Origin of the sequence: Bowmanella denitrificans (assembly GCF_039522935.1) — a bacterium.
In the GTDB taxonomy this organism is placed as follows: domain Bacteria; phylum Pseudomonadota; class Gammaproteobacteria; order Enterobacterales; family Alteromonadaceae; genus Bowmanella; species Bowmanella denitrificans.
The window spans coordinates 130,266-144,114 of record NZ_BAAAEI010000007.1 but is presented as its reverse complement, the minus strand read 5'-3'; the positions used below and the strand labels follow the sequence as shown (position 1 = coordinate 144,114).

At 45.7% G+C, this 13,849-nt stretch carries 10 protein-coding genes; all 10 read left to right on the top strand.

The features are described 5' to 3' along the window. The first annotated feature begins 10 nt into the window (after positions 1-10). The 10 genes from ABD028_RS08915 to ABD028_RS08870 all read left to right on the top strand — a co-directional run bounded on the left by ABD028_RS08915 (position 11) and on the right by ABD028_RS08870 (position 13,838). On the top strand, positions 11-2,101 hold the full coding sequence (locus ABD028_RS08915) for a secretin N-terminal domain-containing protein (RefSeq protein ID WP_343844288.1): 2,091 nt from the start codon (positions 11-13) through the stop codon (positions 2,099-2,101). 197 nt (positions 2,102-2,298) lie between these two features. Continuing rightward, positions 2,299-3,666, top strand: coding sequence for a hypothetical protein (locus ABD028_RS08910; protein ID WP_343844286.1), 1,368 nt, complete (start codon positions 2,299-2,301; stop codon positions 3,664-3,666). A 361-nt stretch (positions 3,667-4,027) separates the two neighbouring features. After that, positions 4,028-5,518, top strand: a complete 1,491-nt coding sequence (locus ABD028_RS08905; RefSeq protein ID WP_343844284.1) for a tetratricopeptide repeat protein — start codon at positions 4,028-4,030, stop codon at positions 5,516-5,518. A gap of 187 nt (positions 5,519-5,705) precedes the next feature. Beyond that, positions 5,706-6,278: an acyltransferase gene (locus ABD028_RS08900; RefSeq protein ID WP_343844282.1), complete on the top strand. Its 573-nt coding sequence runs from the start codon at positions 5,706-5,708 to the stop codon at positions 6,276-6,278. A gap of 1 nt (position 6,279) precedes the next feature. Continuing rightward, a complete protein-coding gene (locus ABD028_RS08895) occupies positions 6,280-7,455 on the top strand; it encodes a glycosyltransferase (RefSeq protein ID WP_343844281.1) in 1,176 nt (391 codons plus the stop codon). Between the two features lie 434 nt (positions 7,456-7,889). After that, positions 7,890-8,975 carry a glycosyltransferase gene (locus ABD028_RS08890; protein ID WP_343844279.1) on the top strand — a complete coding sequence of 362 codons (1,086 nt, stop codon included), beginning with the start codon at positions 7,890-7,892 and terminating at the stop codon, positions 8,973-8,975. Positions 8,976-9,080: 105 nt separating this feature from the next. After that, a complete protein-coding gene (locus ABD028_RS08885; protein ID WP_343844278.1) occupies positions 9,081-10,379 on the top strand; it encodes a Wzz/FepE/Etk N-terminal domain-containing protein in 1,299 nt (432 codons plus the stop codon). 167 nt (positions 10,380-10,546) lie between these two features. Further along, positions 10,547-11,737 carry a UDP-N-acetylglucosamine 4,6-dehydratase gene (locus tag ABD028_RS08880; RefSeq protein ID WP_343844276.1) on the top strand — a complete coding sequence of 397 codons (1,191 nt, stop codon included), beginning with the start codon at positions 10,547-10,549 and terminating at the stop codon, positions 11,735-11,737. A gap of 9 nt (positions 11,738-11,746) precedes the next feature. Then, positions 11,747-12,913, top strand: coding sequence for a LegC family aminotransferase (locus tag ABD028_RS08875; protein WP_343844274.1), 1,167 nt, complete (start codon positions 11,747-11,749; stop codon positions 12,911-12,913). Beyond that, the gene (locus tag ABD028_RS08870) at positions 12,906-13,838 is read left to right on the top strand and encodes a methionyl-tRNA formyltransferase (protein WP_343844272.1); all 933 of its coding nucleotides are present in this window, start codon (positions 12,906-12,908) and stop codon (positions 13,836-13,838) included. Before ABD028_RS08875 ends, ABD028_RS08870 begins: the two co-directional genes overlap by 8 nt. The last annotated feature ends 11 nt before the right edge of the window (positions 13,839-13,849 follow it).

Below are 13,849 nucleotides of genomic sequence, written 5' to 3'. Positions count from 1 at the left end.
TAAAAATATTATGAAAAATAAAGCAGTGTTTCTTCTTCTGGCGCCATTGTTAACCGCTGTACTGACAGGGTGTGCCACTTCACAACAAACGGGCACTCCCAGTGACGACAAAGGTGATTCGAAATACAGAGTGAACAATATTGGTGATTCCTTTCTGAAAGGAGGGCAGCTACCAGCAGAGCTTAGCGATGAAGCTGGGGGCGATGGACAGCAACAGCCTCAAGGCGGCTTTTCTACACTCGAAAGCATGCAAAAGCAGGAAGTGGTTTTTTCTGACCGCAATTTGGCGGATGCTTTTGCTGACAAAGCTAAGTATCAGGTGTCGGCAAACCAGATGGAAGTGCGCGACTTTTTGCATTACAGCTTCGGACAATTGCTGGGTGTAAATTATCTGCTGGGCCCCGATTTACCGGGTGGGTCACCTGTTACCCTTAATATCAGTGAGCGAATCAGTGCCAGGCGACTCTTCTCACTGGTTGAAGAGGTACTGAACAAACGCAATATGGCCATTCAGTACGACGGTAGCGTTTACCTGATTGTAGCAAAGGATCCAAAAAGCAAAGTGGCAACCAAAGTTGGGGTTGGCAGAGAACTGGCTGATATTCCTAAAAGCAGTGGCAAGGTCGTTCAGGTTGTGCCGCTCTTGTATGGTATTAAAACCACAATTAAACACACCATTGAGCAACTGACAGACGCTAGCGTGACGATTGACGCCATACAGAGCGCCTTGTTTGTTAACGGAGATGTGGAATCGGTCAGGCGCGCTCTTGAACTGGTACAACTGTTGGATTCGCCAGCGACACGTGGCAAATTTATAGGAATGGTGGAGCTAGCCTACATCGACCCGGCGCTGTATTTGGAACAAATGTCCACGTTGTTGGAGAATGAAGGCATTCCCAACAGTATTAATGCACCGCAGAGCAATAATTTGGTTTTTGTACCGTTATATCAAATTGGCGCGGTCGCGATATTTTCAGCCACACAAGACTTGCTGAATCGGGTTAAATTCTGGACCCAAACCCTGGATCAGCCGCCCAAGGGCGATGTGAAGCAGTATTTTGTGTTTAACCCCAGGTATGCCAGGGCCAAAGACATTGGTGAAAGCCTGCGACCACTGTTGGATGCGTCCTATCAGCAAGCGGCAAGAGACAAGCCGACAGCGGCTGCTAATGCGGCAGATGCCAAAGGGCAAAGTACCGGACAGCTGAAAACCGCATCCCGCAATCTTGGCGTAAGTAACGACAGGATGACCTTTGTGGTAGATGAGCGCTCCAATGCGCTGATCTTTTACAGTACCGGTACTGAGTATAAAAATGTGGTGCCGCTGGTCAGAAAGCTGGATGTGTTACCCAAACAGGTGCTGATGGAAGTGGTGATTGCCGAGGTGAATCTTTCCGACTCATTTAAGTTTGGCGTTGAGTGGGCGCTAACCCAAGGGGATGTGAAGCTGAGTACCGACGGCGCGTTTGAAGCTTCAGGTATTGGTGGGTTGGGGCTGTTTGCCGGCGATCTGACTAAAGATTTTGCCCGGGCCAACCTGTTTGCCAGTAACTCAAACATCAATGTGCTGTCCCGGCCAAGTATTCTGGTACGTGATGGGGTAACCGCCAATATCAATATTGGCGAGGAAGTGTCCATCAAAGGCTCTACCACTAATCTTGATGGCGGCGGCGCGGTGGAGTCCAGCGAATTTCGCAGTACCGGTATTACCCTGAATATCACCCCGACTGTGAATGCCCAGGGAGTAGTGATTATGGCGTTAAATCAGTCTTTCAGTAACCAGGTGCCAGATAGCAGCGGCGCGGGTGGTAACCCCAACTTTTTTGAGCGCAGTATCAGCACCGAGGTAGTGGCAGAAAGCGGTCAGACCATTATGCTGGCGGGCCTGATAGATCATAGGTACAACGACAGTACGTCTAAGGTTCCAGGCTTTGGTGACTTGCCGCTTTTGGGCAAATTATTCAAGACTGAAGGGGATACCGGCGAGAAAAAAGAACTGGTTTTAATGATTACTCCTAAAGTAATTACCAATATGGACCAATGGAGTGATATTATAGCCAGATTCAGAGAACAGCTTAGCGGGATCCAACTCCCCGAGTAATTGGTTTGTCAAGTGTTGTATTTTATACCCTGTATGCTGTTCATATGGTTGTATAATGTACATTTTTATTAATAAGTTAGTTGACAGGCAATGGTAGTTCCTTAAGAATTAGTGGCGGACTTCGACGTGTTCAAGAAGAGCATGTTGGAAAATCCTAAGATCTTAGATTAGGAATCTGAAAAAAAAAGGAGTCAAAGATGCGCAGGCAACTTGAGACTCCCAATTTCATGAAATTGGAGATAAGTATGTTTAAGAAGAGTTTAATCGCTGCGTCCATGGCATTGGCGACAGTCTCTACTGCTGCTCTGGCTGCCTCTAGCCTGACCGTGACAGGTTCTACAGAGGGCGTGATTTATTCTAAAGCTGTTGGTCAGGTAGATGTTCCTACAGTGACCTTCACTACAGGCCGTGAATACAGCGCCAGCAACGTAATCACTCTGACTGTTACCGGTGCAGATGTTGCCACAACAAACAGCTCTAACGCAGCCATCGTTCCTACCGTAGTTGTTGCTAATAACACTGCTGCAAGCCCTGGTGCCCTGCAATTCCTTTCCTACGAAGGTAACGTAGTCAAGTTCCTGGTAAACGGTGGTGACCTGTCTACCGGTACTACCGTTACTGTAAGTGGTTTAAAAGTTAATGCCTCTGGTGCTGCTGATAAAGGTACTGTTAAAGTATCTGGTGGCGGTATCGTAGTAGCTGCTGGCACGCCTGTTAACGTTGACGCGACCAAAGCTGAAACTGCAATTACTTTTGCTGCTGAGCTGGCTACCAAAGTAGACACCAAGTTTGACGCTATTGTTGACGTAAACGCTGCCCGTAAAGATTTTACTGGCGCTGGCGCGGACAGCAAGCGTGCTGACACTCTGGTTATTAGCAATACCCTGGCAGCTACTGCTAACCCTCTGACTACCAGTGCAGTTAGCTACACTGTTTACGGTGATTTCGGCTTCCTGGATCAAGACGGCAACGGCAAGCTGGGCGATGCTAAAGACGGTAACGTGACTTCTGCCGCAGGTACTGTTACTTTTGCAGCAGACATGATGTCTGTGTCAATCGCTTCTGCTGCGGCTTATGCAACTGGTACTGTAGGTGTTACTGTTAACACTCCTGCTGGTGTTGTAATTCCTGACCAAGCTTTCAAAGTTAGCCAGGCTGTTACTTATACTAACCCAGCCGGTGCCAACAACCTGACTGCTGCCACCCTGACTATGGCTGATGCCGGTGCCTGGACCCTGAACGGTGCGAAAGTACATGTTCCTGTAATGTACTATGGTCCTTCGTACGCTCAGGCGGTAACTATCTCTAATACCTCAACTCAGGCAGGTAGCGTGGATGTAGTATTCTACATCGGCGAAGATACCTATGAAGTTGAAGGTATTGCAATGGCAGTAGCTGAAGGTGTAACTAACGTTTCTGCTGCTATTCGTGATGCTGCTGCTGCCGCCGGTGTAACAAGTGGTGCAGTATCTTTCGACGTTATCGTAAATGCACCTAACGATGCAGTGTCAGTAGATGCTATCTACTATGCGCGTCATGATGGTGACCGCGTTAAAGTTAAATAATTAATCAATTCGTGTATTGATTTAAAGTGGGGCTTGCCCCACTTTTTTTTTGGCGACATATGCTTAAGATAATTGAGGAACAATGGCTGCGCGACTCTCCGGGATGGGTGCTTTGTTAACCAGAAAATACGTATTCATTGGTGCCTGGATTGCACTATTTGTGGTTACCTTGGTTTGCTACCGAAACATTTTAGCTATACCATTTTACTTGGATGACTATTCCTCAATCGTTAACAACCCACTAATTCACCCGCCATTATCCTTACCAGACTTGTTCAACGCTTACGGTATGCGCACACTGAGCTATCTTGTGTTGGGTACCCAATATCATTTTTTTGGTGCGGAGCCATCTGGCTATCATATGGTCAGTATGCTTTTGCATATGGCGGTATCTGTAGGAGTCGGTGTTTTTGCCTGCTCGCTTTTTAATGGTGCTAAAGGAAAGCTTGTTGGCATATCTTCAGCATCGGTATTCGCCTTGCTGGCACTAAATAGCCAGGCGGTGGTTTACAGTGTTCAGCAACTAACGCTAATGGCGACGTTCTGTTATGTCTGGGCGTTGGTCTGTTACATTCAAGCGCGACGGGCGAAGAATGCGTTAAATACCTTGTTGTGGGTCGCGCTCTGTTCTGGATTGTTTATTGCGGGTCTGTTAATCAAGCAGAATATTGTGACTCTGCCTTTAGCAATATTGCTGGCAGAGCTTTGCTTTTTTGGCAGTTGGAGTCGACGACTTATTGGGTTATATGGCGGCATTTGTATTGTTTTTCTGAGCCTACTGCTCTGGGTTAGTGAATTTAATCTGATGCGCTCACTGGTTTTATTGGACAGTACACTGCGGGAAAGCACAGATATTGCGCGCCTGGACTATTTGCGTACCCAAATGCTGGTACTTTGGGATTATATAGCTAAGTTTTTTTATCCTGTTGCTTTACAACTCGAACATGAATTTCAGTTACAAACTGCCTGGCAAACTAAAAACCTTGTTGGCCTGGCAGCAATGACCGCTTTTGTGTTGCTGGCCTGGTGGCAGAGAAGGCGTTTACCCCTGGTGAGCTTTGGGGTGTTGTTTTATTTTGTTGCACATTTGGTGGAGTCCAGTGTTCTTCCTATCAGAGATCTGGCATTTGAGCATCGGACTTACCTGCCTAATATTGGCCTGACACTGGCCGTGGTTGGTGTGCTGCAGGCCATCTGTCAGAAATTTCAATCGCGGCTTATATTTGGCGCCTCCTTTATATTGTTTGGTGGCTGGGTCGCAGCTTCTGCATTGGCTCTTGAAAAGCGAGTAACACTTTGGACAGATCCAATCGCATTCTACAAAAATGAAGTGGCGTTGGTTAAAGGTAATCCCAGAGTGTATGCCAACTTAGGTGCCAAACTAGTAGAGGGCGGACATTGTTTGGAAGCAATGGGATATTTTACTCACGCCATGTCTCTGTATGAAAAGCAGCACCAGGCCAATATTGGCCTGCAGCCTGAACTTATACAGAATTATATTGAATGTTTGCGAGAGTTTGGTATTGATGATAAAGCTAATGCATACGAGCTGTGGCTGCTTGAGCAGGTGCGAGCCCCTCTGAGACGTGCCCAAATCCTGGTGCAGCGCAGTGTATATTTAATGGATAAGAAGGCCTTTGAGGATGCTTTGCCACTGCTGGAAGAAGCCGTTTCTCTGGACAGCAAAAACTATCCAGCAGTAATGAATCTAGCTATATCAAAAGCTAATTTGGGCCAGTTGGACAGCGCTGAACAGCTTTTTCAGCAAGCTATTGAAATAAAACCTGGCGATCCTTTGGCACTGGATATGTTAAGACAACTGCAAAAAATGCCATCCCAACAAAATTTGTGAGTATTATCTGATAGGTTGTTAATGTGCAATACGTATGTTGCTTAAAAACTCGTCTTATGCAGTATGAGTTTGTATTGGAAAATGTAAATTGCCATCGGTATGAGCTTGGCAGTGATGCTAAACCTCATTGGAACATATCTGTATCTCAATTGCGTAATTTAGTGTTGATTGAACGGTGATATAGCGGATGCCGTATTATTCTGAAGATGAATTGCAACATTTAGGCTTTGCCAGTGTCGGCAGCAACGTATTGGTGTCTAAGCTGGCCAGTATTTATGGACACGCTCGTATTCACTTGGGTTGCAATATCAGAATTGATGATTTCTGTGTGCTCTCTGCAGGTGACGGAGGGATATGGCTAGGAAACTATATCCATATCGCTGTACATTGTTCTTTGATTGGGGGCGGGCGTATCACGCTGAGGGACTTTTGCAACTTATCCTCCCGGGTGGCCATATATAGTAGCAGTGACGACTATTCTGGAAACAGCATGACAAACCCAATGGTCGGAGCGCCTTATACCGATGTTACCCATGCGCCTGTTATATTAAACAAACATGTTATTGTTGGTTGTGGCTCCGTTGTTTTACCAGGCGTTACTTTGGGCGAAGGAGTCGCACTCGGTGCCTTGAGTCTGGCGAATCGCTCACTGCAAAGTTGGGGAGTTTATGCTGGCCAGCCAGCACGCTATCTGAAGCCCAGAAGCCAACGACTGCTGGAACAGGAACGGTGTTTTTTGTCATCAGGCAAGCCTTGTTGAAATGAAGGTGCTTCACTTAGGCAAGTATTTCCCACCTTTTTTCGGCGGTATTGAAAGCTTTATGGCGCAATTGATGCGCCAGCAGCAGCGCCAGGGAATGGACGTAAGTGCCATAGTGCACCAGCAGGTTAAAGATTTTACTGCAAAAACAGCTACCTGGCATGGTTGCAAGGTGCATTATGTCAAGAGTTATGGGCAGCTGATTTATGCTCCTGTCGCCCCCGCTTTTGGTGTTCGACTGCTGCGGTTGCTAAGGTCGGACCGGCCAGATATTGTGCATGTTCATATGCCTAATTTGTCGGCATTCTGGCTACTGTTTCTGGCTCCGTTTACTTATAAATCCAGATGGATAGTTCACTGGCATGCCGACGTGATTGGCTCGGTGCCAGATAAAAAGGTTAAGTTGCTATATCCCCTGTACCGCATTTTTGAGCGCTGGTTGCTGAGTAAAGCCTGCAAAGTTATTTGTACTTCACTAAATTATCTGGATAGCAGTGAGGCACTTAAACCTTATCGGCAAATATGCGAGGTGGTCCCGTTGGGGATAAAGGATGAGGTACAAACTGTAGCGCATGCTAAGCAGGCAGTGGCAAAGGAGCAGATACAAAACAGCTGCACCGACCGACCGTTGCGTCTGATTTGCATTGGGCGCTTGACCTATTATAAAGGTCACTGCTATCTGCTGGATGCGCTTAAACAACTGCGCTTGCAGGGTATTCCTGTACAGCTGGATATCGTGGGCAGCGGCGAACTCGAACAGATGCTTAAACAGCAGGCTGAGCACTATCAATTGTCTGAACAGGTGACCTTTCACGGTTCAGTATCAGAGCAGCGTAAACAGCAGTTGCTGACCGGCGCCGATTTGCTATGTCTGCCGTCCATTGAGCGCACCGAAGCATTCGGCGTGGTAATACTGGAAGCAGCCGCATTGGCCATTCCCGCGCTGGTTACCGATGTGCCAGGTTCGGGCATGAGTTATGTGGTCGAGGATAATAAAACCGGACTGCTTGTTAAAGCCGGAAATACGCAAAGTCTGGTGGACAAGCTCATCTGGGCCAGCTTGAGTAAATCAGCTTTAGCCGTGATGGGTAAGCAAGCCAGGTTACGTCAGCAGCACCGGTTCTCAATCGAATCAGTCGCTAAGCAGATCTCGTCACTGTATCTGCACGGGAAATAACCTGCAGTCCATCCGAAACTGACATTAGTTGTCCTGAACTCTAACAGTTGCTAATGGCATCAGCGAAATATTGGCAGACGTCGGCTGACACCATTCAATGATTAGTTAACCTATAAAAACTAAGCTCTTTTTAAAGGCTTGATGCCAATGGCAAATATACGCGATGCAAAAATATTGCCTCAGCTTGCTGATAAGGTGGAGATGGAACCCAGCCAATATCCCCTTAGGCTAAACCCTCTGCCGCCCATTCACAAAACCCCTCTAGTAGACTATTGATTAACAAGGCTGAATATGCAGGCTTCTTGTCTATCTATTATTCTGACGAAAATCAGGATCACCAAGAAGGTAGTACAAAAAACCAAGACCACTATTGAAATACCAGGCTGAAGCATTACCATCCGTGCTCAGTTTCAAACCACAATCAGTACCGCAAAATGCAGAAAGCCAAAGCCGCTATTCTCTATGATTTTTTACAGGTAAAAGGCGGCGCTGAAGCCGTGACGCTGGATCTTTGCCGACATTTCTCTCACCTGGATTTAGTCACAGCCTTTGTTAACCGTAAGGTATTTACCGAGTCTCCTTTAAGTGCTGAAAGACTGCATACATTGACATCGCAAACTGAGCTGCAAGGCTGGCAAACATTGAAAAGTTGCCTGGCTTTCCAACACAGAACCGGCTTTTTGAAAGAGTATGATACCCTGATATTTTCCGGTTCCAATGCACCCCTGGCGGTGGTTAACAGTCAGGCCAGACAGAATATCTACTACTGCCATACGCCCCCGCGATTTGTATACGATTTGAAGGCGCATTATCTGAATAGCATCCCCGCTTGGCAGCGGCCAATGCTGAAGAGCCTAATCCACTATCTGCAACCAAGATATGAAGTTGCGCTTGGCAGGATGGATAAGATCTTCGCTAACTCAAAGAATGTACAACAAAGGCTGAAGCACCATTTGGGGGTGGAATCTGAAGTGCTGTATCCACTTTGCAGAATCGACAGATTCCGATGGATAGGGCAGGGGGATTATTTTCTGTCCACTGCAAGATTGGAAGAATACAAGCGTGTTGAGCTAATCGTACGTGCTTTTATGCAGATGCCGGATAAGAAGCTAATTGTTACCTCAGGTGGCAGCCAATTGAATAAGCTCAAAGCGCTGGCGCAGAATGCGGCCAATATTCAGTTCACCGGCTGGGTCAGCGAAGCGCAGCTGGCAGGGTTGGTGGGTAACTGCCTGGCGACCATCTATATTCCCATGGATGAGGACTTTGGCATGAGCCCAGTAGAATCCATGGGAGCTGAGAAACCTGTGATTGGAGTGAATGAAGGGGGGGTGAAAGAAACCGTGATTGACGGAGAAACAGGATGGTTACTGCCCGCCAATCCTACGAATACACAGTTAATCGACTGTATTAGCTCGGTTCAATATTACCGGCTTGGCCAGATGCGCGAGCACTGCCAAAAACAAGCCGCAAGTTTTTCTTCGGGGCGTTTTTTTTCTGCTTTCGATCGCTACTTATAAAGCCAAGGCAGTTCAAACTAAATCCTCGTCCAACAAACGGGTTTTAACGGCATGCGGCATGGGCTACAATCGCCGCTTGATCTTTGCAGTATAACTACAAACCACATGGACAGACACAACACTCATTTAGAACTTGCTCAGCCGATACAAGACGACGAAATTGATCTGGGGCAATTATTGATTGATATCGGTAAGCGTTGGAAGACGGTGGTTGCTATTACTTTGGTTGGCACTCTGCTAGCTGTAGCCATTGCATTAGCTATTCCAAAGGAATACCGCTCCAGTGCTCGTATTGCCTTACCCAACGATGTGGACGTAGAACGTTTTAACAACGAAGGCTTGATTAAAATGAATCGTGAGGAGTTGTTCAAACGCTACTTCCAGGAAATACGCTCAGAGTCGAACCTGCGTAAATATTTGGGAGATCATAAGGTACTTGAAACGCTTTACGGTGAGTCGCAGACTGCAAGCAACGGGCAAAGGCTGCTTGCGGACCTGATAAGCAATTACCAGGTTACTGTGCTTGAGCCCTCTGCCCCTAGAGGGGAAATTGTTGAATTTCCGAGCCTGATTGAGATCAGTCTTCAGCATGCAAACGAGCAAAAAACCAGTGAATTACTCAACAACTATGTGCAGGATGCAAACGACAAGTTAGTGAGCGATTTTATCCAGCAGTTTACGCAAATTAAGCAGCAAAGGCTGGAGCAGCTAAATAAGCAAGTTGCCTTGTTGCGACAAGCTGCTAAATATCAGCGCGAGCGCGATATAGTGAAGCTAGAGGCACAAAATAGTTTGAAGATAGTGCAACTGGAACAGGAAAAAGCCCTGCTGGTGGAGCTGGCAAAAAACAACAAGCAAACCCAACTGGCCGAAGTTAAGGAAGCATCGCAGATTGCCAATACCCTGAAGATTGAAAATCCAACCCCTATTGACGAATTCAGTGCCAGTAACCGGGAAGCTGCGACCAATATCAAATTAACTTCAAGCCAAAGCTTACCCCTTTATTTAATGGGGACGCGCTACTTAAAAGCCCTGACCGAGACATTAAGCAACCGCAAAGACGATGCAATCTTTATCAGTAAACTGAACGAACTGGACAAACAAATTCAGACCGTAGCAGATGACCCGTTGTTGGCGCAGTTAAAAGCCAGAGAATCAGACGATGCCTATATCGAAGAGCTGCCAATGTTGATGAAGGAATTGCGGGAATTGCATGCTAAGAGCATCGATATTGCCAACGTTCAGTTTTACAGACTAGATAAAGCCGCAACTGTGACGGGCAAGGCTGTTAAGCCCAATCGACCTTTGATTGTAATTCTAGGTCTGATGCTTAGCGGAATGTTTGCCCTGATAGTGGTATTGATTTCGGCCAGTATGGCTAGAAGAAATGAGCGATTCGCCTGATGAAAAGAGGCTTAGCCGTATCTAGGAATCGCCTTAACGCGATTAAATAGCACCTTTGGTGCAAGTGCTGAAAGAAAACGTCAGATTCTACGTTAGTGTCTGACTGGCACTGTGACCCAGACAATGACCGAAAGGTTTATTATTAATAACGGAGTATGTAGTCAATTATGCTTGATTTGCTTAATCTGGTTGGACGAAGCGAAGCCCTGTTCACTAAAGACATAGCCAGTTTTGAACAGGCATTGAAAGATAAAGTATCGAGTGCTTCATTTCTCGTCCTCGGTGGAGCGGGCTCTATCGGACAGGCTGTCACCAGGGAGATATTCAAGCGGAACCCGTTGAAGTTACACGTAGTCGACCTTAGCGAAAATAATCTGGTTGAGCTAGTTCGTGATATTCGCAGTTCTTTTGGCTATATAAAGGGTGATTTCCAAACATTTGCTTTGGATATAGGCTCTATCGAATATGATGCTTTTATCGCAGCTGACGGAAAATATGATTATGTGCTTAATCTGTCAGCCCTCAAGCATGTGAGGAGTGAGAAAGATCCCTACACACTGATGCGCATGGTCGAGGTAAATATTTTCAATACGGAAAAGACCATCATTCAGGCAATTGAGAAGGGGACGGAAAAGTATTTCTGTGTTTCCACAGATAAGGCGGCTAATCCTGTCAATATGATGGGTGCTTCAAAGCGTGTTATGGAAATGTTCCTGATGCGCCGTAGTAAAGAAATCAATATTTCTACAGCCAGATTTGCCAATGTCGCTTTTTCAGATGGTTCGCTACTGCATGGTTTTAATCAGCGTCTTCAGAAGCAGCAGCCAATTGTGGCGCCCAATGACATCAAGCGTTATTTTGTTACTCCTCAGGAGTCCGGCGAATTGTGTCTGATGTCCTGCTTGTTTGGTGAGAATCGGGATATCTTTTTCCCCAAGCTGAGCGAAGCACTTCACCTGGTCACCTTTGCCAATATTGCCGAACGTTATCTGAAGAAGCGAGGTTTTGAGCCTTATCTTTGTCATACCGAGGATGAAGCCCGCGAATTGGTAACAACCTTGCCCCTATATGGCCAATGGCCGTGCCTGTTCACCTCAAGTGATACCACCGGCGAGAAAGATTTTGAAGAGTTTTTCACCGACCAGGAAGCGCTGGATATGGACCGATTTGACAGTTTGGGGATAATCAAGAATCCAGCTGAATATGAACAAGCATTGCTGGCTCATTTTGAGTCCAGTATCGCCGAGATGAGAGCCCGAAGAGCCTGGACAAAGGAACAACTAGTGACTCTTTTTCACGAAATGATACCGGGATTTGGTCACAAAGAAACGGGTAAATATCTTGACGGCAAAATGTAAGGTAAAAATATGCAAAGTTCAGAGTTAGTTGGCTTTATTCGCGATCTCTATCGCACTAAAGACTTTATACCTTTGCATGCACCAACCTTTTCAGGTAACGAGTTGCGTTACGTTACAGAGACAATAGAAAGCACCTTCGTGTCTAGCGTAGGTAAGTATGTCGATGAGTTTGAGCGCAAGATGGAGCAATTCACTGGTGCTGCCAAAGCGGTAGCAACGGTGAATGGCACGGCTGCATTGCATACCGCCCTGTATATGGCAGGGGTGTTACCTGGTGATTTCGTTATCACTCAGGCATTGACCTTTGTGGCGACTTGCAATGCGCTGCATCACATGGGAGCTGAACCCATCTTTGTTGATGTATCTGAAGTCAGCTTGTCACTTTGCCCCATGGCGCTAGAAAACTATTTGGATGAAAACGCCGAGATCCGCGAAGAGGGATGTTTTCACAAGAAAACAGGAAGGCGTATCAAGGCTGTGGTGCCCATGCATTCTTTTGGGCATCCGGCTCAACTGGACGAGTTGTTCGCCGTTTGTATCAAGTGGAATGTGACTCTGGTGGAAGATGCCGCAGAAAGCCTTGGCTCTTACTACAAAGGTAAACACACTGGTACAATTGGGGAGTTTGCAGCGCTTAGCTTTAATGGCAACAAAATTATTACCACCGGCGGTGGCGGTATGGTGTTATGCAAAAGTTTTGAACTGGGCAAGCGTACAAAACATGTGACCACAACAGCCAAAGTGCCTCACCCCTATGAGTTTTACCACGACGAGCCTGGATTTAACTATCGTCTGCCGAATATCAATGCAGCGCTTGGCTGTGCACAGATGGAGATGCTCGATGCTTTCCTGTTGAATAAGCGAGAAATAGCCAGCAGATATGAGACGTTTTTTGCTGGCACAGGATTCCAGTTTGTTAAAGAGCCTGATTATGCGTGTTCTAACTACTGGCTCAACGCCGTCATATGTCCCGATGAAAAAGTCCGAGATGACTTGTTAAAGGCGACAAATGAAGCAGGTGTAATGACCAGACCAATTTGGAAGCTGATGAACCGGTTGCCAATGTTTGAGGATTGTCTCAGAGGTGAACTTGATAATTCCATTACTATCGAACAAAGATTATGCAACCTACCGAGTTCGTCTTCACTTACTTTTTTAAGCCATAAGTATGAATAAAATATTAAAAATCGGATACTTTGCAGATGGTCCTTGGTCTCACGAAGCCTTCAACCGAATCCATAGTGATCAATCCTTTGATATTAGGTTTATTTGTGTACGTTACGATACACAAGACGATACGCTCAAAAATTTATGTAAAAAAAATAAAATAACCTACTTAAAGAACAAGAATATTAACTCTGAGTCTTTTCTTTCTCAATTGGCTGAATTTGACTGTGACTTATTTGTGTCTATGTCATTTAATCAGATTTTTAAGAAAAATATTCTGAACATACCGCCATTGGGTATAATTAATTGCCATGCGGGAAAACTACCATTCTACCGTGGAAGGAATGTTTTAAATTGGGCGCTGATTAATAATGAGAGTGAATTTGGTGTAACAGTGCATTTTGTTGATGACGGAATTGATACTGGTGATATTATTTTACAGAGTACCTATCCCATAATCGATAGTGATGACTATCACTCTTTATTGCAGAAAGCCTATGTTGGTTGTGCAGAAACTTTATATGCAGCGCTGAAAATGTTTATCTCCGAAGAAAAAGTGATAGGAGTTAAACAGAAAAAAATTCATCCGGTTGGTTTTTACTGTACAGTGCGGAAACCAGGAGATGAAATCATTGACTGGAATCAGACTACGCGAGATGTGTTCAATTTTATTAGAGCAATTAGTTCACCAGGACCCAATGCTATAACATATCTTGGTGAACATGAAATTCAGATTGTTAAAGCTGAACAGATAAAAGATGCCCCTTATTATAAAGGTATTGTTGGTGCTGTGGTAGGTATCGGGAAAGATTACTTTGAAATAAAGACTCAGGATAGTTTTATTCGAGTGATCCAATATATTTCTCCTGTAAAAATAATGATGGGTGACAGGTTTAAAATGACCCCAACACCCTCTTGTCATAGAGCAGATTGAATAAGGGAATA

Excerpts from the sequence above, each read along its gene's own strand:
- ABD028_RS08915 (WP_343844288.1), top strand. The coding sequence starts at position 11 with ATGAAAAATAAAGCAGTGTTTCTTCTTCTGGCGCCATTGTTAACCGCT.
- ABD028_RS08910 (WP_343844286.1), top strand. The coding sequence starts at position 2,299 with ATGCGCAGGCAACTTGAGACTCCCAATTTCATGAAATTGGAGATAAGT.
- ABD028_RS08905 (WP_343844284.1), top strand. The coding sequence starts at position 4,028 with ATGGTCAGTATGCTTTTGCATATGGCGGTATCTGTAGGAGTCGGTGTT.
- ABD028_RS08900 (WP_343844282.1), top strand. The coding sequence starts at position 5,706 with ATGCCGTATTATTCTGAAGATGAATTGCAACATTTAGGCTTTGCCAGT.
- ABD028_RS08895 (WP_343844281.1), top strand. The coding sequence starts at position 6,280 with ATGAAGGTGCTTCACTTAGGCAAGTATTTCCCACCTTTTTTCGGCGGT.
- ABD028_RS08890 (WP_343844279.1), top strand. The coding sequence starts at position 7,890 with ATGCAGAAAGCCAAAGCCGCTATTCTCTATGATTTTTTACAGGTAAAA.
- ABD028_RS08885 (WP_343844278.1), top strand. The coding sequence starts at position 9,081 with ATGGACAGACACAACACTCATTTAGAACTTGCTCAGCCGATACAAGAC.
- ABD028_RS08880 (WP_343844276.1), top strand. The coding sequence starts at position 10,547 with ATGCTTGATTTGCTTAATCTGGTTGGACGAAGCGAAGCCCTGTTCACT.
- ABD028_RS08875 (WP_343844274.1), top strand. The coding sequence starts at position 11,747 with ATGCAAAGTTCAGAGTTAGTTGGCTTTATTCGCGATCTCTATCGCACT.
- ABD028_RS08870 (WP_343844272.1), top strand. The coding sequence starts at position 12,906 with ATGAATAAAATATTAAAAATCGGATACTTTGCAGATGGTCCTTGGTCT.